The sequence below is a fragment of the Epilithonimonas lactis genome, from assembly GCF_900110605.1.
Taxonomy (GTDB): Bacteria; Bacteroidota; Bacteroidia; order Flavobacteriales; family Weeksellaceae; genus Epilithonimonas; species Epilithonimonas lactis.
This window is the reverse complement of record NZ_FOFI01000001.1, coordinates 751,939-773,487: the sequence shown is the minus strand read 5'-3', so window position 1 is coordinate 773,487 and position 21,549 is coordinate 751,939. Positions and strand designations below refer to the sequence as shown.

The following is a 21,549-nucleotide window of genomic DNA, read 5'->3' as shown; positions in this document are numbered from 1 at the left end:
GGTTTAATCTTAAAATTTCATATTCTGGATTCGGACAGCGTTCAAAATTGCCAACAAAGCGACGCCAACATCTGCGAAAACCGCTTCCCACATATTAGCCAATCCACCAGCGCCTAAAATCAATACAATTATTTTAACTCCGAAAGCTAAAGCAATATTTTGATAGACAATTTTCTTCGTCGCCTTTCCGATTTTAATTGCGGTAGAAATCTTCGAAGGTTGGTCGGTTTGGATGATGACGTCAGCGGTTTCAATCGCAACATCGGAACCCAATCCGCCCATTGCAATTCCGACATCACTCAAGGCTAGAACTGGAGCATCATTGATTCCATCACCAACGAATGCAACGATTTCCTTCGGATTATTTTTAAGGTTTTGTAATTTCTCCACTTTTCCTTCCGGAAGCAAACCTCCAAATGCAGAATCGATTCCTAATTTTTTGGCGATGTTTTGAGTCAATGCATCTTTATCGCCACTCAGCATCATCGTTTTGACGCCTGCATTTTTCAGATTTTTGATTGCCAATTCTGAATCTTCTTTCACTTCATCCGAAATCACAACGTAACCTTTATAATGATTATCGATTGCTAAAACTACGGTTGTTTCTACAATCTGGTCTAATTCCGAAGGATAATTGATATCAAAACTTTTCAGTAATTGTGTATTTCCTGCGAGAATTTGTTTTTGATTAATGACAGCTTTAATGCCTTTTCCAGAAATTTCTTCTATTGATTTAGGAGTTTGGTCTGATGGATGAAATTGCGAAATCGCTTTTGCAATCGGATGTGTTGAATGACTTTCTACTGATGATAAAATTGATAGAAATTCGGATTCAGAAATGTCATTTGTTACCACTTTTTGAACTTTGAAAACACCTTTTGTTAAGGTTCCGGTTTTGTCCATTACAACGGTTGTCACGTTTGCAATTAAATCCAGGAAATTGGAACTTTTGAACAAAATTCCGTTTCGGGAAGCCGCACCTATTCCACCGAAATATCCTAATGGAATTGAGATTACCAAAGCGCAAGGACAGGAAATCACAAGGAAAACCAAACCTCGGTAAAGCCAGTCTCTAAAAATATAATCATCGACAAAAAAGTAAGGAATGAATGTTATTAACAAAGCCAAAACAAAAACGATTGGCGTGTAAACTTTTGCAAATTTTCTAATAAACAACTCCGTTTTTGCTTTTCTGGAACTCGCTTCCTGAACCATTTCTAAGATTCTGACGATAGAACTGTTCTCGAACAATTTGGTGGTTTCAACTTCGATGACTTGGTCAAGATTCAACATTCCGGCAAGAACAGTTTCTGATTTTTTGATGGATGAAGGTTTGCTTTCGCCCGTCAAAGCTGAAGTGTCGAGACTTCCTTTTTCTGAGATTAAAATTCCGTCCAAAGGCACTTTCTCGCCCACTTTAATTTGAATCTTTTCGCCAACTTTCACTTCATTTGGCGCAATCGTTTCCCATTTATCATTTTGGAAAACTGTCGCTTCTTTTGGACGAACATCCAACAAGGCTTTGATATTATTTTTGGCTTTATTCACGGCGGATTCTTGGAACATTTCGCCAATCGTATAAAATAACATTACCGCTACACCTTCCGGAAATTCGCCAATGGCAAAAGCACCGATGGTTGCGATTCCCATCAAAGAAAACTCATTGAAGAAATCAAAACTTTTGGCCAATTGAAACGCATCTTTGAACACCGAAAATGCCACCAAAACGTAAGACACAAAATACCAGCTGAATCTTAGCCAAACATTTTCTGTAAACCAATCTGCCTTAATCCAAAAATCTAATATTAATCCAGAAAAAAAGATAACCAGACTTATGATTAATCCAAGTTTGGAATTGCTATGAGAATGGTCGTGGTCGCTATGGTCGTGACCTTCGTGGTTGTGTTCTTTTTTTGGTTTTGTACCGCAACATTCTTCCATATCAAATAATTTTTAACAAATGTAGCGGTATTGGGAATGCAATGCTATTGCAAAGTGATGTTGGCTGATGGCAAATGGCGGTTAGCGATTGGCTTTTGGCAATTGGCAATTGGCTTAAATGTTTAAAGTCTTCGAGAGCCTCAGACTGACAAAAGTGGTTATTTTAATTATTAAAATTTTCTTCTAGGCAGTTTTCACAGATTCCTTTGGCGAAAAGTTTGATTTCATCGATTCTGAAATTGGTTTTCATACTTTCGGGGAACGAGATGTCTTCTTTGCAGGTGGTTTGTTTGCAGATTTTGCAGTAGAAATGGAGATGCCAGTCTTTGTGCGTTTTTTCGTCGCAATCGTTGTGGCATAATTTGTATTTGGTGGTTGTGTTTTCCTGAATGCTGTGGACAATTCCTTTTTCTTCGAAGGTTTTTAGGGTTCGGTAGATTGTGGTTCGGTCGGCGTTGTCGAAGTGGTTTTCGATTTCGGATAAGGAGGTGGCGACTTGTTGTGAGCTCAAGAAATCGTAGACCAAGATTCTCATACTTGTTGGTTTGGTATTTTTGTGGATGAGTTTGTTTTCGATTTCTTTGTTCATAATTTTTCTCTTAAATAGGGGAATTTTTAACACAAAGTGCACAAAGATTTTCTTTACTGTATTGAAAATATTTTTAAGGGTCACAAAGGCGCTTACGCTCAGCTATGAAATAATGAAATTTACTTCTCGCAGATTGGGCGGATTTTGCAGATTTTAAAACGCAATATTGTCATTCCGTAGGAATCTAAACCTATTTATTAATGGTGTGTTGAGATTCCTACGGAATGACAAACTGTGTGTTTCGGTGCATTTTTCAATTTTTGACAAATCTTAAATTTTGATGACAAAACGTGATTGTATAGACGAAATCCCTAGCCCCGATGGGAACGGCATCCTTTTTTATTTTTTTTGTGCTTCGCTTGATTTGGAAAACGAAATGTGTAAAAAAATAAAAAAGATATAGTGGACAGCGAGATTAAGCTCCTAATCAATTGTCTTATCTTAATTTATTCTATCAAAGTTAAGGGAAATAAGTGGGAATTTTTGATGAATTAGCGGATAATAAATACCTTTGAAAAAAATTTTGATATGGGCGTAGCGGATTTGTTATTCAAAAGAAAAAAGGAACTGGCTGAGAAAAACCTGAGAAGTGGCCAGGATTATATGGTTGAAAACGGGAAAAGAGAAAGCGTGACTATTTTGCCAAGTGGTTTGCAATATGAAATCCTGGTGGAAACGGAAGGCCCAAAACCGACAGCGAAAAGTACTGTGAAATGCCATTATCACGGAACTACGATTACGAGCAAAGTTTTTGACAGCTCTGTAAAGCGCGGAAAACCAGCTTCTTTTCCATTGAACAGGGTCATCAAAGGTTGGACAGAAGGTTTGCAATTGATGTCTGTTGGTAGTAAATTCAGATTTACGATTCCGCCACATTTGGCTTATGGTGAGCAGGAAGTGAGCAAAGAAATTGGACCAAACAGCACATTGGTTTTTGATGTGGAACTGTTGGAAATCAAATAGTAATTGGCTTTTGGCGGTTGGCTTTTGGCTATTTGCTTTAATGTCAATGCGATAGCATTTCTGAGTGAAAGATTTTCGGCTTGGAAAAAGTTATGATTTAATTCAAATTAATCTTTGTTGTTTTAAAAATTATTTTTATTTTTGCAACCTGTTAATCAACCTCTGACGAAGGACGTGAATGTTGCTTGGCTTGACAAAACAAATTTTTTATTACAAAAAATGGATTTAGTAAAATACGTACAAGATAAGTACATTACGAAAAAAGAATTCCCAGAATTCAAAGCCGGTGACACCATCACTGTGTATTACGAGATTAAAGAGGGTGCTAAAACAAGAACTCAGTTCTTCAAAGGTACTGTAATCCAATTGAGAGGAACTGGTCTTACTAAGACTTTCACTATCAGAAAAATGTCTGGTGATGTAGGTGTAGAAAGAGTTTTCCCTATCAATATGCCTGCCCTTCAAAAAATCGAAGTTAACAGACAAGGTAGAGTTAGAAGAGCTAGAATCTACTACTTCAGAGACCTTAGAGGTAAAAAAGCAAGAATCAAAGACAAGTCTTACGGAGGTAAAAAATAATCCCGAGATTTTCTTCTTGAAATATAAAAGACCAGCATTTTTTGCTGGTCTTTTTGTTTGTTGAATTTCAAATAAATTCTGTTTGCCCCAACCCTAAAGGGAGCAGAATTTATTTAAAATTTCATCAAAATTACTCCCTTTATGGCTGGGGAAATAATTTTGATGAAATTTTTAGAACTTATTTTGAATTAAGAAATTACACCTAGCTCCTTCCCTACTTTTTCGAAGCCTGCAATCGCTTTGTCAAGATTTTCTCTGGAATGTGCTGCAGACAACTGAACTCTGATTCTAGCTTTTCCTTTTGGAACCACCGGATAGAAGAATCCAATCACATAAATTCCTTCTGATAAAAGTTTTTCTGCCATTTCCTGAGCTAATTTTGCATCATACAACATCACAGGAACGATTGCTGCGTCACCGTCCGGAATATCGAAACCTTTGGCTTTCATTTCTTTTCGGAAGTATGCTGCGTTTTCCATTACTTTGTCTCTCAACGAAGTATCTTCGGAAATCATATCCAAAACTTTGGACGCTGCGCCTACAATTCCTGGTGCTAATGAATTTGAGAATAAATAAGGACGAGAACGTTGTCTCAACATATCGATGATTTCTTTTTTTCCAGAAGTAAATCCGCCTAAAGCGCCACCTAACGCTTTTCCAAGCGTTGACGTAATGATATCGACTCTTCCAATCACATCATTTGCTTCGTGCGTTCCACGTCCAGTTTTTCCGATAAATCCGGTGGCGTGAGAATCATCTACCATTACCAACGCATCATATTTGTCTGCCAAATCGCAAACGCCTTTTAGGTCAGCCACAATTCCGTCCATCGAGAAAACGCCGTCAGTAACGATAATTTTGAAACGGTGATTTTTTTCGGAAGCGGCAATCAACTGTGATTCCAAATCTTCCATATTGTTGTTTTTGTAACGGTATCTAGCAGATTTACACAATCTTACACCATCAATAATTGAAGCGTGATTGAGTTCGTCTGAGATAATTGCATCTTCATCTGAAAATAAAGGTTCGAAAACGCCTCCATTTGCATCAAAGCACGCGGCGTATAAAATGGTATCTTCCATTCCTAAGAACTTGGAAATCTTGGCTTCCAAATCTTTGTGAATATCCTGAGTTCCGCAAATGAAACGAACCGATGACATCCCATAACCGTGAGAATCGATTGCATCTTTGGAAGCTTTCATCACTTCTGGATTGTTGGATAATCCCAGATAATTGTTCGCACAAAAGTTCAGTAATCGCTTGCCACCAACTTCTATCTCCGCACTTTGTTGGGAAGTGATAATTCTTTCTTTTTTGTAAAGACCGTCATTTTCTATATTAGTTAGCTCATTGGTAATGTTCTCGAGGAATTTTTGTGATATCATTTTTATTGATTTTCGATTTTAACAAAAATAAAAAAAGCACTTCAATTGTGTGCTTTTTTGTGATGTTTTAACGTTTGGGAAAATTAAAATATAAACGCAAATATTTGAAAACTTAACCCCTTCAGAGTTTGAAACTCTGAAGGGGTTTATTCTATTTATTCCTTAATCACTTTAATCGATTGATTATTAAATTTCAAAATATAATTTCCTTTCACCAAAGTAGAAATATTGATTTCAGAGTTTGGATTAGCTTTCCCTTCTTTAATTAATTTTCCATCGACAGAGAAAATTTCATACTCTGAAGATTTTTCTAAGCCTGCAATTTTAATGAAGGATTTTGCGGGATTTGGATAGACATTTAATTTTTCTTTATTAATATTATTGACTCCTAAACTGTTATCTCTAACAACGTTTGAACCTTTTGTAATGATTTGCTTTTCGTCATTAAATGCAACATTCGTCACTTCAAAACCAACATCTTCCACAAAATATTGGTTGTTTGAATTATGATTGAGAACCAAATTAGCCGTTTGACCACCAGAGCCTGAAATCTTGATTGGCAACGGCATTTCGAAGAAATTGACGCTCGAATGACTTGTGGTTTGCCCCACTTGAAATGTGAGTTTGTTTGTTGTAGGATTTTGAGTCCATTTGATTTGATAGGTTGGATAACCTTCGCCATAAATCCAATCGTTGAAAAATTCCGTGAAATCTCTTCCTGTAAAACTGCTCAAAAAGCTCTGAAAATCTGAGGTTTTCACATAATTGTAAGCAAAAGCAGGATTGTCTTGATAAGCCTTCAACATTGCATAAAACTGCGTATCACCAAGAATCCATTTTATCATTCGAAGTACGTAACCGCCTTTGGTGTAAGATAATCTGCCATCAAAAATCCGATTGAAACTCAACTGACTGTCGGGAATATAAACGCTTCCTCCAGGCAAGCTTGTGATTTGGTCCATCTCGGTTTGCAGATAATTTTGAAACTGCGACGGACTCATCAACAATTTTTCATAAGCCACATATTCGCCCATTGTCGCAAAGCCTTCGTTGAGCCAAATGTCGTTCCAGGCGCCACAAGTCAGCTTGTCGCCAAACCATTGGTGCGCCAACTCGTGGGCAATCAAATCCTGCGCGAAATAGCCCATTGTAGACATCGTTGCGTGCTCCATTCCGCCACCCCAGTTGGATTGCATATGCCCATATTTTTCGTTTCTGTACGGATACAAACCGAAGTGGTCTTCAAAGGTTTGCATATTGGTCGCCGTCCAATCCAAATTGGCTTGTACACTTGCGTTGGCCGACGATGGATAAACATAATTGAGAAATGGAAAAGAACTTCCAGCGGTGGTAATCATTGAATTTAATTTAACATAATTTGAAATTCCTAGAGCAAAAAGATAAGCCGGAATTGCATAATTGGTTTGCCAATACGTGAGTTTTTTTCCGTTTCCAAGAGTGGTCTCAGACATTAGTTTTCCGTTTGAACCGACTGTATATTGCGCTGGCGTTGTGATTTTAATATCTAATTTCTCAATTTTGTCATTAAGGCTTTGCTTGGTCGGCCACCACTCTTTGGCGCCAAATGGTTCTGACAAAGTCACCAAAACAGGATTTCCAGCTTGTGTCTGGCTTGCGACAAAAGCATTGGCACTTCCATCCGGAATTCCGCTGTACGTGATGGATAGAGAATCTGTGACTTGAGCTAAAACAGAAGCGGGAAAATTGATTTTAATTTCATCTGTATTCAATTGTTGAAAAGTCAAATCCTGACCGTGGTATTTTACATTTGAAACGGTGAGATTATCGGCCAAATCAAAATAAATATTACTGGAATTCTGCAACATTTTGAAATGCGAGGTCACCGTTCCGGAAACGTATTGCTGGTTTGGGTCGAGGTCCAATTCCAATCTGACATAAGTCAAATCATAATTAAGTGTATTTGGATTCACATTCACGTCCAAAATTCCTCGCGAAGCTCTATTCTTCTCAGCTTCTATCAATCCTTTTTTGTCGATATTATGGAATTGTCCAAACAAGGAATTGACCGCTAAAAAAACTATGATTAATGTGTAAAAATTTTTCATAACCTCAGAATTATTTAAATCAAAGCTACAAAAAAACTCACAAGAAATTGTGAGTTTAAAATTTTATAAGATGTTGATTGTTACAAATCTAAGGTCGGGTCCAGCAATTGTTCCATTCTGTCTTTCACCTGCGCTACGGAACCTGAGAATCTATTAATTAAAAGAGAAAAAGCCAGCGTTCTGTTGCTTCTGGTTTTGATGTAGCCAGCCAAACATTTTACCCCGTTCAAAGTTCCAGTTTTCGCGAAAATCTGTCCATTGGAGTTGACCAAAAACATATGTTTCAATGTTCCGGTCTGTCCCGCGATTGGCAAAGATTCCATATATTCCTTGTAATAAGGCGCTTTCATTAATGCCGTTAAAAATTTGACCTGAGAAATTGGCGTCACCGTATGTGCTTTGGAAAGTCCGCTTCCATCCATATAATTGAGTCCAACGGTATCGAAATTAATGTCTTTCAAATGGTCTGTCACAACGATTCTGCCAGATTCTGTGGTTTGGTCGCCCAATTTCATAAAACCGTTCGATTTCAAAATAGCTTCTGCGTAACCGTTGTCACTTCTCTGATTCGTATAGTTCACGATTTCTGCTAAAGTTGGCGATTTGTAAGTCGTCAGAATTTCTCTTGGTTCTGGTTCTCTATCAACGATTTTCGGCGTTACTTTTCCAGCGATTGAAATTTTACTTCTTACCAAACCTTCTCTTAATTTGTTAGCCAAAAAAGCAGGTGGTTCTGCGACTTTCGTCGTCACCCAAGCGCCATCAAACTGGTCTGCAAAAACCATCTTGTTGGAGTAAGGCGAAACGTAAAAATACTTTTTAACCTGATTGAAAGGATTGTTGGATTGGCTTACAATCAGTTTTTCATTTCTTGGATTGATGTCCTTCGTAGTGCCGACTGGCAGGAAATAATTGGCTTGTTCCAACCAAACGATGTTCTGCGGAAGGTCGGTTTTATTTTCTTTGAAAATCGCTGTTTGGATTATGATGTCGCCCGTGATTTTCTTGATTCCTTTATCTCTTATCGCGTCCAAATATTGATTCACGATTTGTCCGTAACTCGATGCGCCACCTCTGTTTCCACCCAAAGACGGGTCACCACTACCGACGATGTAAAGATTTCCGGTCAAAACGCCTTCCGCATCGATGCTTCCAGAATATTCCAACTGCGTGTTCCATCTGTATTTGGTTCCCAACAATGCAAAAGCAGTCTCTGTGGTCAACAGTTTTGTGGTTGAAGCTGGAACCAATGGTGCATTTTCGTTATAAGAAGTGACAATTTTTCCAGTTTTCGTATCATAAACCACAAATCCCCAATTCGCATTTCGGAGAACCGGGTCGGTGAACATTTTGTTGATGTTGAATTCGATTTGCTCTTTTGGAGACAACAACGCTTTCTCCGCGGTGATGTCTTTTACGAGAAGCTGTTGGTCTGCAACCTGAGGCAAAGTTCCTGCAGATGTGCCTTGTGAAAAAATAAAAGAGGAAAGCCCTAAGCCTAAAATCGAAAAATAATTTTTGAATTTATTCATTCTCAAAAGAATTACATTTTTATTGAATTATTTTTAATTAAGATTTTGAAGAAATTAATCTAATTTCAAAACGTAGTAAATTTAGAGAATATTGCCAAGGTAGTTACGGGAACCCGTAATAAAAGATTCAAAATTTTGTTAATTATAGTTAAAAATCAACTAAGAAATCTTTTTTGATAGATTTATATGCGGTAATTTCATCAAATTCTTCCAATGATTTTGCAAGCAATTCTTTGTAGATTTTGTAGTTTTTATTCTTCGGAAACTTCAATAGAATCTGATATTGATAAAGATTGTTGATTCGGGCAATCGGCGATTTTTCGGGTCCGAGAATACATTCTTCAGGAATATATTTTCTCAAAACCGAACCCAGAAATTGCGAAGCTCTGTTCAATTTGTCTTCTTTTCTGTGTTTCAGCTCAATCATTATCAATTTCACAAATGGAGGATAGAGAAATTTCTTTCTTTCATCAAGAAAATAATCGTAAATCTCTTTAACATTTTGATTCTTAATCAATTCAAAAATCGAGTGCGACGGATTGTAGGTTTGGATTAAAATTTTTCCTTCGCCTGAAACTCTTCCGGCTCTTCCTGCAACTTGCGTAATCAATTGGTAAGCTCTTTCCTCAGCCCGAAAATCCTGGACATAAATCAATGCGTCTGCTTTTGGAATCACGACCAATTCTATGTTTTCGAAATCCAAACCTTTGGAAATCATCTGCGTTCCGACCAAAATATCGGTTTCGCCATTTTCCAGTTTTTCGTAGAGTTTTTCGTACGCAAACTTCTTGCGCATCGCATCTACATCCATTCGGTCAACTTCGGCGTCGGAAAAAATCTTTTGAGTTTCCTCTTCGATTTGCTCCACGCCAACACCTTTTGTGTTCAGATTGGTACCGTGACAACTCGGGCAAGCCGTCGGTTTTCCGGCTCTGTGTCCGCAATAATGGCATTTCAGTTCATTCGCAGATTTGTGATAGGTCATCACGACGTCGCAATTGCTACAATAAGTCACGTGTCCACAGGTTTCACACTCGATAACATTGGCGTATCCACGGCGGTTGTGGAGAATGATGCTTTGCTTTTTGTGTTTTAACTGAAGATTGATTTCGTCAACCATTTTTTGGCTGAAATTACCTATAATTTTCTTCTGACTCTGCGCTTCCTTAACATCGATGATTTCAAATTTGGGCACAGCCACATTTCCAAATCTCTCATTCAAAGGCACATAGCGTAGTTTGTCTTTCATCGCCAAATCATAGCTTTCCAACGATGGCGTCGCTGAACCTAGAATCAGTTTTGCGTTGTAAAATTCCGCCAACATCATCGCCGAATCTTTCCCATTGAAAAAGAAATTGGAATCTCTGGATTTATAGGCAGAATCGTGTTCTTCATCAACGATTATCAATCCTAAATTTTCAAACGGAAGAAATAAAGAATTCCGAGTTCCAATCAGGATTTGAAGTTCATTTTTTTTGATTTTCCGCCAAACTTCTACTCGTTCAAAATCCGTTAATTTATTATGATAAAATCCGAGTTTTTTACCGTATTTTTTTTCAAGACGAATGGTGATTTGTTTTGTCAACGCAATTTCTGGCAAAAGCAAAAGCACATTTTTTCCTGAATTGACGCAGTCTTCTATTTTTTCTAAATAGATATGCGTTTTTCCGGAGGACGTGATGCCGTGGAGCAAAACATTTTTGTCTTCTTCGAAGGCTTTGTTAATTTCCGAAACTGCTAACTTTTGATTATCAGTCAATTGCTCAATTTCCTCCAACTCGCCTTCGTAAGAATCGATTCTGTCTTTCTCGAGATAATATTCTGAAACCCAACCTTTTTCTATCAAAGATTTGAGTTGTTGATTCACAAAATTTCCCTCATCAAAAACCAAAGATTTCCGAATCGGCGTTTTGGGTTCATCAATTTGTTTAGATAAAATATTGAGGAATAAATCTTTCTGTTTCTTGGCTTTGTCCAATTTCAAAAGAATCTTCGCCAGATTTTCCGAAACCAAAGCTTCATCATTCACTTTCACGTAAGCGATTTCCTTGGCCTTATATTTCTCCGTGATTTTTTCGTCGACCGAAATATATCGTTCATCAATCAAAGCATTGATGGTTTTGATGATTTCTTTTTTTGGAATGAAGGCTTCGATTTCCTGCAAGTTCAACATTTGACGCACTTCTAAAGCTTGCAACAAATAAGTCTCATTCGCATCCAGATTTTGCCAATCGATTGTTCTTTCTGATAATAATCGGACATAAGTTTCGCTTTCCAATTTTAGCGAAGATGGAAAAGCAAAACGGTAGATTTCGCCGAGATTGCACAGATAATACGAACTCATCCAATTCCAGAATTCCAATTGTTGTTTCGGAACAATCGGTTGATTGTCAAGCAAATTGATAATTTCTTTCGGAACAAAACTGTCCTCAAAATCATCAAATAATTCGGCAACAATTCCAGTGTAGATTTTCTTTCCGCCAAACGGAATCAGAACCCGCATTCCAACTTCAATTTTATCCAAAAAATCTTCTGGAACTTTGTAGGTGAAAGTTCCTTTGAGATTGAGCGGAAGGATAATTTGGGCGAAGTTCAAGTTGTTATTTTAAACGCAAAGCGCGCAAAGATTTTTTGAAATTATTGAAAATATTTTTAATGTTCGCAAAGTCGTAAAACTCAGCAGAGAACTAAAGATTATACTCAATAACTGAGTACGTTTTAATTTTTTATTTAACTCTAATTATTGGAGCTGGTTTGAGATTTTCTTGATCGGAACCTTTTATCAATTCTACAGAATTTTCAACATACATAGTTTTTAAAAATTTGTTGTTTGAAACATTAAGTTTCTCAATAGAAGTTCCGTTTAAATACAATTGAACCAATTCAGTATTAGTGGATAGATTTAATTTTCTCAGCGGTTTACAACCATCAAGATTCAAAGTATGTAATTTCGGAAAATTAGTTGTATTAAAATCTGTAAATAAATTATCCTGCAGGTAGATAAATTGAATGTTTTTCGAATTAATTTTTATTTTACTCAGACCTAATCTAAACGCGTATATACCTTTTAATTTTACAAGTTTATTTAGGTTCAATTCGTTAACTTTTTCATTATCGCCAATATATAGGTCTTCTAAATTTACAAGCTTATTTAAAACCGAAAAATCTGAAATTCTATTTTTTCTCAGATTTAACTCTCTTAAGTTTTTGAAGTGTTCAATTCCGCTTAAATCAATAATATTTTTTTCATCTAATTTCAGCTTTGTAACATTTTCAACTTCAAAAATATCTAATTTTCCATTTTTATTATTGTCCAATTGCTTTAATAACTCAAATTTCAAGTTTGTATCTTTTATAGAAATTTCTTGTGCATTACAATTAATTAAAGTTAGCACAAGAAATAAGAAAATAATTCTTTTCATTAGAAAGTAAATCGTTTATAATTAAACCGTATAACTCTGGAACGCTTCCTCCAAACTTCCAAATTTTCCTTTGAACTCAGAAATTGGCGAATCCTGGATGATGTTTCCCTGATGAATCAAAATCACACGTGAACAAAGCGCTTCCACTTCCTGCATAATATGCGTGGAAAGAATCACGGTTTTTTCTTTCCCGATTTCTTTGATGACGTTTCTAATTTCGACGATTTGATTGGGGTCGAGGCCGTTGGTTGGTTCGTCGAGGATTAACAAATCCGGTTCGTGGAGAATGGCTTGAGCGAGTCCGACACGTTGTTTGTAACCTTTGGAAAGTTGCGAGATTTGCTTGGACTTTTCTGGCGTGATCCCGACCAATTCTATCACTTCTTCTACTCTTTCTTTTTTGATGTTGTGAAGATTGGCTACGAATTGCAGATATTCTTTCACGTACATCTCATTGTAAAGCGGATTGTTCTCCGGCAGGAAACCGATTTTCTTTTTGGATTCGATTTCGTTTTCTTTGATGTTTTTGTCATTAAACAAAATTTCGCCTTCGTCAATTTTCAGGACGCCTGTGATGGATTTCATCAAGGTGGATTTTCCAGCGCCGTTTGGGCCGAGAAGTCCGATGATTTCATTATTTGAAATGCTTATGTTGATATCGTTGAGCGCAGTTTGCTCTCCGAATTTTTTTGTGAGTCCTGAAATTTTTAAAGACATCTATTATTTTTATAAATGATGAGTGATGAATTATGAATGATTTACAAAATTATGAAAAATTACTGCATCTTTTTGAACGCAAAGTCCACTAAGATTTTTTTACATCATTGAAAATATTTTTAAGGTTCGCAAAGGCGTAAAACTCATCAAAGCAAAAGTGTTAAAACATTCAGTTTGTCATTCCGTAGGAATCTCACCAGTCTAGATTCCTACAGAATGACAAATAGTGTAGATATAAAAAATGTTGATTTATTGACAAATGTTCAAATTATGCAAAGCGCGCCCCGACTTGAGTGGAGCTCTTTTTTTGCTGAGGGAAAAGCTTTGGCAAAAAAAAGCGGGAACGGAAGGCGGAAAAAGGCGCCCAAATTGGGTTTGAGAGTTGGAGCGTTTAATTCTTTTGCTTTCGTTCTTATGGCTTCCATTTTTTTTGTAACAAATAATTTTTATTTCTACTAACCGAATAGAGTTAAAGCAAGGAATGGATTCTGAGAAGGAATTTTTAGAGAAAATCGAAAAACATAAAGGGATTATTTTTAAAATCTCCAAAATGTATATGGACAACCGTGACGACCAAAATGACCTCTTTCAGGAGATTGTTTATCAGGTTTGGAAGTCTTTTTCGAGCTTCGAAGGAAAGTCTGAATTCTCAACTTGGCTTTACAGAATTGCATTGAATACGGCGATAATTTTCCTAAAATCGGAAAAGCGACGGAGCTTCATTCAAAACGATGATGTTTCGGTTTATAAAATCAAAGAGGAAGATTACAACCTGGAAGATGAGCTGAAACTGAAGCAAATGTATGAAGCCATCCAAAAATTGAATCCCATTGACAAAGCCTTGATTTTCTATTATCTCGAAGATTTTTCAGGAAAAGAAATGGCGGAACAATTGGGAATCTCGGAGGGAAATGCGCGGGTGAAACTAAATAGAGCAAAGGAGAAACTGAAGGAATTAATTTTATAGCGGGCTTCGAGAACCTCAGCCTGACAACCTTTCTCCAGACTACACAAACTATCAACTATCAACTATCAACTATCAACTATCAACTATCAAAAATATGGAACTCGATAATCTTAAATCACTTTGGAATAAGGAAGATGTTTCCGAAACGCCGGAGATCTCGCCTGAGAAGCAGAGGCAACTGCATCATCCTCTGGAAAGGATCAGGAAAAATATGCGCTATGAATTTTGGTCAACGGTGATTCTGATGCCTTTTATTTTAATTGGAATCTGGTTTTTTCCGTTACCTTTCAGATTCAATCTTTACATCGAAATTTTGGTCATTTGTATGACTTTGGTAACAGCATTTTTCTTTAGTAAATTTTTCAAACTTTATAAAGAAATTAGCAATCCTGCTTTGGGAACTTTGGACTCGTTGAAGGATCTGCTTCATCAATTTGATCTCAATAAGCAATATTACCTCTCATTTTATCTAAGTTTCGTTCCGTTCTTTGTCTGTGAGATGATCATTGTTATTGAGTCTATTCCGCACACGCATCAGTACACGAACGGCTATTTGACCTTGGTTTTCATCGGTTCGGTTGTGTTCGGATTGTCAACAATATATTTCATTGGAAATTGGTGGTTCAAACATTTCTATGGTAAATATATTGAGAAAATCGAGATTTTGGTTGAGGAGATGAAAAAGTAGCATTAGGCTGAGATTATCAATATTCAGGTCGCAAATTCAAAAGTTTGCGGCTTTTTATTTTTATTAATAAGCATCTGATTTTCATAAGCTGAAAATTTTTGTAAATTTGCGAACTTATGGGACAGATCCTGGCAATTGACTACGGAAAAGCAAGAACGGGAATCGCCGTAACAGACGATATGCAGATCATTGCAAGCGGACTGACAACGGTGGAAACACTAAAGCTAATGGATTTTCTGAAAAAATATTTTTCCGAGAACCAAGTCGATGAAATTGTTGTTGGACTTCCCACCGATCTGAAAGGAAATATGTCCGACATCGAAACTGAAATTCAGAAATTTATTTCAAACTTCGAAAAGGAATTTCCAGATAAAAAGATCAATCGTCTGGATGAGCGTTTCACTTCCAAAATGGCTTCGTTTTTCATTAGCCAAAGCGGAAAGAACAAGAAACAAAGACAGGAAAAAGGATTGATCGACAAAGTGAGTGCAACGATCATATTGCAGAATTTTTTAGAACAAAAAAGATGATTTTACCAATTAGAGCCTTTGGCGACGCGGTTTTAAGAAGAAAAGCACAGGAAATAGACAAAGATTATCCTGAGCTGAAAAAGCTAATCGAAAATATGTTCGATACGATGAATGGTGCCAACGGAATTGGTTTGGCAGCGCCACAGATTGGTTTGGATATTCGTCTTTTCATCATCGATGTTTCGCCTCTTGCGGATGACGAGGATTATGAAGATATTGCGGACGAATTGAAAGACTTCAAAAAAGTGTTCATCAATGCAAAAATATTGGAAGAGTCTGGCGAGGAATGGAAATTCAACGAAGGTTGTCTCAGCATTCCGGAAGTTCGTGAAGATGTGAAGCGCAAATCGACCATCAAAATAGAATATTACGACGAAAATTTCGTTAAACATACCGATACTTTTCAGGACATCAGAGCGAGAGTCATTCAGCATGAGTACGACCATATCGAGGGAATCTTATTCACTGACCATTTGAGCGCTTTGAAGAAAAAAATCGTGAAGGGAAAACTTCAAAAGATAGCAAACGGCGACGTGAGCGTGAATTACAAAATGAGGTTTCCGAAGTAGAGATGGAAGTTGGATGCGGGAAGATGGAAGTTTTCTCAATCCAAATCAATCAACCATCAACAGACAACTATCAACTAAGTTAAAATAGATTAAAGAAAACATACTAAAATGCAGTTAGAAAAAATTATTTCAATCTCCGGAAAACCGGGACTTTTCAAATTGGTTTCTCAACTAAAGAACGGATTTATCGTTGAGGATATCTCAACTAAAAAGAAAACGAGCATCTCAAACTCCAGCCAAGTAAGTTTGTTGGACAATATCGCGATGTTCACTTTTGACAAAGAAGTTCCATTGTTCGAAGTTTTTGAAAATGTTGCAAAAAACTACGATTACAAAGCGACCATCAGTCACAAATCCTCTGGCGATGAGCTTAGAGCATTCATGACTGCTTCTCTTCCAAACTATGATGTGGAAAGAGTTTACGAATCAGACATCAAGAAATTGGCTCAGTGGTACAACCTTTTGCACAAAGCAGGTTACATCACGCCTGAAAGTTTCTTAAAAACAGATGCACCTTCTGAAGTGGTAGTGGCTGAAGAAAAAACTGAAGACGCAGCAGAAAAAAAACCTGCAGCTAAAAAACCAGCAGCTAAGAAAGCGGCTCCAAAAACGGAAGAAGCAGCTGAAGAAAAACCGGCAGCTAAAAAGCCAGCAGCTAAGAAAGCGACTAAAAAAGAAGATCAATAAAATAGATTTTCCTTCCCCGACCCTAAAGGGAGGAAAATTGTTTTTTAGTTTCAATTCATAAAACTCTCTCAGAAATGTTTATTTTTGAGAGAGTTTTTTTTGTTTTAAGTCTTAATGACTTAGACCGACATCATTGAAAATAATTATTATTAAATCAAATCATTAATGAAAGTTGTTTCGCTTGTTCCATCCATTACGGAAACATTGTTCGATTTAGGTTTGACTTCCAGTGAAATTGTTGGAAGGACAAAATTCTGCATTCATCCGAAAGAATTGGTAAAAGATGTCGAGATCATTGGCGGAACGAAGAACCTTAATATTGAAAAGATCAAAGCTTTAAAACCAGACCTCATCATTGCCAACAAGGAGGAAAACGTGAAAGAACAGGTTGAAGAATTGATGAAAGACTTCAAAGTTTTGTTGACGAATGTGGAGACTTTGGAAGACAATTATTATTTGATCAAACAACTTGGACACCTATTTGGGAAGGAAGAAAAAGCGCAATTGTTCAATCTGAAAACTTATGAAGCTTTTGATATTCCGAAGTCTGAAAATAAATTGAAAGTTGCTTATCTGATTTGGAAAGATCCCTATATGACGGTTGGTAGCGACACTTTTATTTCGAGGATTTTGGAAGAATTGGGATTTGAAAATTTGTTTAAAGACCAAAAACGTTATCCCGAAGTTCAATTGGAAGATTTGAAAGAAGCAGATTTGATTTTCCTTTCGTCAGAGCCTTTTCCTTTTAAAGAAAAACATATTGCGGAGATCCAGAATGTCTGTATTAATCAGAAAATTATGATTGTGGATGGAGAAGCTTTTTCTTGGTATGGATCGCACTTGGCTAAGTGTGGGGAATATTATCGGAAGCTGTTGGAGGAAATTAATTAATTAAATTATAAAAAAAAGTCGCAAAATAAATTTACGACTTTATATCTTTAATTCTGATTTTAATATTTTACAAAACCTTCGCAACCTCCTCGCAAAGCCAGTTCAGCAACTCCTCGTCTTCCTTGGTGAATGGGTCAATAGAATGACTGTCGATGTCGATTTGACCGATGTTTTCACCGTCTTTGAAGATTGGAACCACGATTTCCGCTTTTGTATCAATGGAACAAGAAAGATAATTATCCTGAGCGTGAACATCTGGCACCACGAAAGTCTCTCCAGAAACCGCTACCTGACCGCAAATTCCTTTTCCAAATGGAATGATTACGTGATCCGTCACCGCACCAACATAAGGCCCAAGAGCCAACTCGTCCTTGTCGCCGTTTTTGAAATAGAAACCTGTCCAGTTGTAATAAGAGATCTCTCTATCCAAAAGCTGACAAACTTTCAGAAGTTTCACATTTGTATCTTGTGGACTTTCCAAAATTACTGAAAGTCGTTTTTTTAGCTCTACCATTTTTTTATTTTAATCCTTCGAAAGTTAATTCTTTATATCCGAACATTCCTCGGTCTTTTATCATTTGTGCCACACTCTTCGGCAATTCATCTTCCCAACCCAGATCGTGGGCCATAATCTTTTTCAGGATCTCTCTGGAATAGATCTCCAGGAATTTTGGATTATATTTTTCGATGTCAACAATTCTCTTGTTGAGCTTGAAGTACTTGTATAATTCTTTCAGGTTATCGTGAACTTTTAGGTTCTCTGACGTCAGCAATTCGCCATTCTCAGGGTCTTTGTAAGGATACAAGTAAACGCGCATATCCTTTTTGAAGAACTTACCGAAGGCTTCCAAAATTCCACCTGGAAGATTCTTGTAATATTCCTCATCAAAAACATCCAACAGGTTGTTAACGCCCATTGCAACGCCGATGTGTTGATTGGTAAACGATGAGAAATAATCCACCATCCTGTAATATTCTGAGAAGTTGGAGATCATCACCGTGTAGCCTAAAGTTCCAAGAATATCAACCCTATCAAGGAAATCACGCTCATCGATATCACCGGCCGCTCTCAGATTCGAAATGGTAATTTCAAATAGAATCTGCGTATTCTCACTATCGCAGGCATTATCCTGATTGAATAGATCCAAACCATGCTCGAACATATCAATATTCACGCGAGTTACAGGACGGAAACTTCCTCTCACGGCAAAAATATTTTTCTTGTAAAGGATATCCGCAGGCAACATATTGCTTCCTTTGGAGTTAAAGATCACCGCGTCTGTCATTCCCAATTTCACCAACTGAAGACTCATCAGACGATTGTCCACATATTGGAAAGCCGGTCCGCTGAAGTCGATCATATCAATTTCCAAACGGTCAAGTGAAAGATCATCATATAAAGATTCAACCAAAACTCTTGGATTATCGATATAGAAATAAGCGCCGTAGATCAAATTAACACCCAAACTTCCCAGAGTTTCCTGCTGCAAAGTTGGATTGGTCTCTTTGAATTTGACGTGGATCACGATCTCGTTATATTCCTCGCTTTCAGAGTTTTGATATCTGATTCCCACCCAGCCGTGGCCTTTGGAGGTTTTATCAAAATTGATGGTCGTTACGGTATTGGCGTAGGAAAAGAATTTTTTTCCTGGATTTTTCTCTCTCGGAATTCTTTCTTCGATAAGCGCCATTTCGTAGCGTAACATCTTTCTGAGACGGTTTTGCGTAACATATCGGTTTTTGTTTTCGGTACCGTAGATGGCATCACTGAAATCCTTATCATAAGCAGACATCGCTTTTGCAATCGTCTGAGAAGCACCTCCAGCACGGAAAAAATGTCTCACAGTTTCCTGACCTGCTCCAATCTCCGCAAAAGTTCCGTAGATGGATGAATCCAGATTGATGGCTAATGCTTTCTGCTTAGGGGTAAGTTTTGGCTTTATCACGAAGAATTAGATTTATTTTGTAAATTTACCAAAATAACAGCAAAAATAAAAATGCTTTTAAAATTTTTAGGAACCGGTACCTCGCAAGGCATTCCTGTTATTGGCAGCCATCATCCGGTCTGCCTTTCTACCAACCAAAAAGACAAACGTTTACGCACTTCTGCCCTTGTAACTTCGGATTCTGGAAAGAAAATATTAATTGACTGCGGCCCCGATTTTCGTCAGCAAATGTTGACGAATATTGAGGAACAGATCGATGCAGTTCTCATCACACACGAACACAACGACCATATTATCGGTTTGGATGACCTTCGACCTTTGATCTTTAAAAATAAAAGCTCGATGCCCATCTATTGTAATTCGCGGGTTGCCGTTGAGATCAAAGACAGATTTCCATATGCTTTCTCAGAACAAAAATATCCAGGCGCACCAAGCTTTGACCTTTATGAAATCGAGAAAGAATTTAAACTATTTGAAGAAGTGGAAGTTCAACCAATCGATATCATTCATTCAGAGATCAATATTCTAGGTTTTAAATTTAAGGATCTCGCTTACATTACGGATGCCAGTAAAATTGATGATAAGGAAAAAGAGAAATTGAAGAATCTTGATTTTTTCATTATCAATTGTCTTAGGAAGACGGAACCACATCATTCACATTTCATTTTGCCACAAGTTTTGGCGTTGGTGGATGAACTTAAACCTAAAAAAACCTATCTCATTCACATCAGTCATCATTTGGGATTCCATGATGAAGTGGAAAATGAGCTTCCCGAGAACGTTCATCTGGCTTTTGATGGTCTGGAAATCGAATTTTAGAAAAAATATATTTTTGATTTACAGTTCGTTAAAAAATAAATGTAAAATTATTTGTGAATCATTTTTATCGGGTCAAAAATAATCCTATATTTGCACACCAATTTAAAACAAACATCAGCCCAGTTGGCGGAATTGGTAGACGCGCTAGACTCAAACTCTAGTATCGAAAGATGTGCCGGTTCGATTCCGGCACTGGGTACAAAACCGGAAAAAGGTGATAATTCACTTTCTCTCCGGTTTTTTTTGGCTCCTAACTCATTATTTATTTGATATAATGGAGTAGTATATCTAGCTGTTCGTGACGATTTGCAAAAAGTTCTAATTTTTTTTATAGGAATCTCGAACCAATTAAGCTATTATTCAATCCATCTACTTCCACGAACATTCTTTCATTTTAATGATTACTGATGAACATCTCCAAAGGCAAATCATTATTAATATTCAATTTAAATCTTGACCGTTATTCTTCTTCAGTTCTCATAAGTTGAGGATCGGTGAACTCCACCTTTAAAGTATTTTGAAGCTTCGCACTGTTTATCTCTTCACTTCCTTTAACATTAAAGGTGATCAGATCATTGGCTTTCAATTGTATTTGAAAATAGAATTCGCCATTGGAAGGGAAATCACGTTGGTTTTTACTAAAAGCTTCTTTACCATTTAAGTTCACATAATAACTTAAATCCTTTTGCTTTCTCTCCGTTGTAGCCAAATTTGTATTTAAAGTAAATCTGTAAATACCGTCTTTCTTCGCTTTGATTGCACTGTCAGTCATCTCAAAATCGGAGTTACTTTCTGCTCCCGAAAAAGAAAGTTTTCCATTGGTCCCGACATTTAAAATTCCATTTCCTGATATGGTATGAATAGGATTGGAATCTATTATTTTATGGTCATTACCTTTCGCATTTCCCTGAGCATACATCACGTACGCCGAAAGAATCAACATAGCGGATAATCTTATTTTATTTAAAAGTTTCATCGTCTTTCATTTTAATTAAGTAATTTTTTTTTCTTAATAACATAAGCAAATCGCCTATGCTATTTTTTAATGATCAAGGTTTCCAAAAACTCCCACAAAACACCACTTATTATTTATCAATCTTACTTAAAAATGATGATTATTCATCTCAAATATAGTAGTAATTCGACCAGAAAACTATTACATAAATAAGCTATAATACTAGAAAATTTTTATTTTGAACAAAAGAATAATACTTCGAAAAAGAACATTATTTTAGTT

General features: G+C 36.8%; 20 protein-coding genes and 1 tRNA gene. 10 read left to right on the top strand and 11 right to left on the bottom strand.

Going from position 1 to position 21,549, the window contains the following annotated elements:
• Positions 1-9: 9 nt before the first annotated feature.
• Both BMW39_RS03625 and BMW39_RS03620 read right to left on the bottom strand, forming a co-directional pair.
• Complete coding sequence (locus BMW39_RS03625; RefSeq protein WP_034977348.1) at positions 10-1,941, bottom strand: heavy metal translocating P-type ATPase; 1,932 nt, start codon at positions 1,939-1,941, stop codon at positions 10-12.
• A 163-nt stretch (positions 1,942-2,104) separates the two neighbouring features.
• Positions 2,105-2,530, bottom strand: a complete 426-nt coding sequence (locus tag BMW39_RS03620) for a Fur family transcriptional regulator (RefSeq protein WP_034977346.1) — start codon at positions 2,528-2,530, stop codon at positions 2,105-2,107.
• A gap of 528 nt (positions 2,531-3,058) precedes the next feature.
• On the opposite strand from BMW39_RS03620, the gene BMW39_RS03615 reads away from it, so the two are divergent.
• Together BMW39_RS03615 and rplS are read left to right on the top strand one after the other, a co-directional pair.
• Positions 3,059-3,493: an FKBP-type peptidyl-prolyl cis-trans isomerase gene (locus tag BMW39_RS03615; protein ID WP_074719289.1), complete on the top strand. Its 435-nt coding sequence runs from the start codon at positions 3,059-3,061 to the stop codon at positions 3,491-3,493.
• A gap of 219 nt (positions 3,494-3,712) precedes the next feature.
• Positions 3,713-4,072 (top strand): 50S ribosomal protein L19, encoded by a 360-nt coding sequence (gene rplS, locus BMW39_RS03610; RefSeq protein WP_028123220.1) that lies wholly within the window; start codon positions 3,713-3,715, stop codon positions 4,070-4,072.
• A gap of 188 nt (positions 4,073-4,260) precedes the next feature.
• On the opposite strand, the gene kbl is transcribed toward rplS, so the two are convergent.
• The 6 genes from kbl to BMW39_RS03580 all read right to left on the bottom strand — a co-directional run bounded on the left by kbl (position 4,261) and on the right by BMW39_RS03580 (position 13,215).
• Positions 4,261-5,457 carry a glycine C-acetyltransferase gene (gene kbl / locus BMW39_RS03605; protein WP_034977343.1) on the bottom strand — a complete coding sequence of 399 codons (1,197 nt, stop codon included), beginning with the start codon at positions 5,455-5,457 and terminating at the stop codon, positions 4,261-4,263.
• A gap of 155 nt (positions 5,458-5,612) precedes the next feature.
• Entirely contained in the window at positions 5,613-7,544 is a 1,932-nt protein-coding gene (locus BMW39_RS03600; RefSeq protein WP_034977339.1) for a M1 family aminopeptidase, read from the bottom strand.
• Between the two features lie 80 nt (positions 7,545-7,624).
• A complete protein-coding gene (gene dacB, locus BMW39_RS03595; RefSeq protein WP_034977336.1) occupies positions 7,625-9,076 on the bottom strand; it encodes a D-alanyl-D-alanine carboxypeptidase/D-alanyl-D-alanine endopeptidase in 1,452 nt (483 codons plus the stop codon).
• 148 nt (positions 9,077-9,224) lie between these two features.
• On the bottom strand, positions 9,225-11,672 hold the full coding sequence (priA, locus tag BMW39_RS03590) for a replication restart helicase PriA (protein WP_034977332.1): 2,448 nt from the start codon (positions 11,670-11,672) through the stop codon (positions 9,225-9,227).
• Between the two features lie 130 nt (positions 11,673-11,802).
• Entirely contained in the window at positions 11,803-12,498 is a 696-nt protein-coding gene (locus BMW39_RS03585) for a leucine-rich repeat domain-containing protein (protein ID WP_034977329.1), read from the bottom strand.
• A 21-nt stretch (positions 12,499-12,519) separates the two neighbouring features.
• On the bottom strand, positions 12,520-13,215 hold the full coding sequence (locus tag BMW39_RS03580; RefSeq protein WP_034977325.1) for an ABC transporter ATP-binding protein: 696 nt from the start codon (positions 13,213-13,215) through the stop codon (positions 12,520-12,522).
• Between the two features lie 481 nt (positions 13,216-13,696).
• Here BMW39_RS03580 and BMW39_RS03570 point away from each other — a divergent pair, with 481 nt between their 5' ends.
• The 6 genes from BMW39_RS03570 (at position 13,697) to BMW39_RS03545 (ending at position 17,547) form a co-directional block, all read left to right on the top strand.
• The gene (locus tag BMW39_RS03570; RefSeq protein ID WP_034977319.1) at positions 13,697-14,182 is read left to right on the top strand and encodes an RNA polymerase sigma factor; all 486 of its coding nucleotides are present in this window, start codon (positions 13,697-13,699) and stop codon (positions 14,180-14,182) included.
• 94 nt (positions 14,183-14,276) lie between these two features.
• Entirely contained in the window at positions 14,277-14,870 is a 594-nt protein-coding gene (locus BMW39_RS03565) for a hypothetical protein (RefSeq protein ID WP_034977317.1), read from the top strand.
• A gap of 116 nt (positions 14,871-14,986) precedes the next feature.
• Positions 14,987-15,400: a Holliday junction resolvase RuvX gene (ruvX, locus tag BMW39_RS03560; protein WP_034977314.1), complete on the top strand. Its 414-nt coding sequence runs from the start codon at positions 14,987-14,989 to the stop codon at positions 15,398-15,400.
• Positions 15,397-15,969, top strand: a complete 573-nt coding sequence (gene def, locus BMW39_RS03555; protein WP_034977310.1) for a peptide deformylase — start codon at positions 15,397-15,399, stop codon at positions 15,967-15,969. Before ruvX ends, def begins: the two co-directional genes overlap by 4 nt.
• Before the next feature lie 108 nt (positions 15,970-16,077).
• Positions 16,078-16,656 carry a DUF5606 family protein gene (locus tag BMW39_RS03550; protein WP_034977306.1) on the top strand — a complete coding sequence of 193 codons (579 nt, stop codon included), beginning with the start codon at positions 16,078-16,080 and terminating at the stop codon, positions 16,654-16,656.
• A 165-nt stretch (positions 16,657-16,821) separates the two neighbouring features.
• Positions 16,822-17,547, top strand: a complete 726-nt coding sequence (locus BMW39_RS03545; RefSeq protein WP_034977302.1) for an ABC transporter substrate-binding protein — start codon at positions 16,822-16,824, stop codon at positions 17,545-17,547.
• Positions 17,548-17,614: 67 nt separating this feature from the next.
• Here BMW39_RS03545 and BMW39_RS03540 read toward each other — a convergent pair whose 3' ends face one another.
• Together BMW39_RS03540 and BMW39_RS03535 are read right to left on the bottom strand one after the other, a co-directional pair.
• Positions 17,615-18,061: a GAF domain-containing protein gene (locus tag BMW39_RS03540; protein ID WP_034977299.1), complete on the bottom strand. Its 447-nt coding sequence runs from the start codon at positions 18,059-18,061 to the stop codon at positions 17,615-17,617.
• A 4-nt stretch (positions 18,062-18,065) separates the two neighbouring features.
• A complete protein-coding gene (locus BMW39_RS03535; RefSeq protein ID WP_034977970.1) occupies positions 18,066-19,490 on the bottom strand; it encodes a nicotinate-nucleotide adenylyltransferase in 1,425 nt (474 codons plus the stop codon).
• 54 nt (positions 19,491-19,544) lie between these two features.
• Between BMW39_RS03535 and BMW39_RS03530 the strand changes: the two genes are divergently transcribed.
• Entirely contained in the window at positions 19,545-20,312 is a 768-nt protein-coding gene (locus BMW39_RS03530) for an MBL fold metallo-hydrolase (protein ID WP_034977296.1), read from the top strand.
• 117 nt (positions 20,313-20,429) lie between these two features.
• A tRNA-Leu gene (locus BMW39_RS03525) sits at positions 20,430-20,511 on the top strand.
• Positions 20,512-20,772: 261 nt separating this feature from the next.
• On the opposite strand, the gene BMW39_RS03520 is transcribed toward BMW39_RS03525, so the two are convergent.
• Positions 20,773-21,288, bottom strand: coding sequence for a hypothetical protein (locus tag BMW39_RS03520; protein ID WP_131474345.1), 516 nt, complete (start codon positions 21,286-21,288; stop codon positions 20,773-20,775).
• Positions 21,289-21,549: the final 261 nt, after the last annotated feature.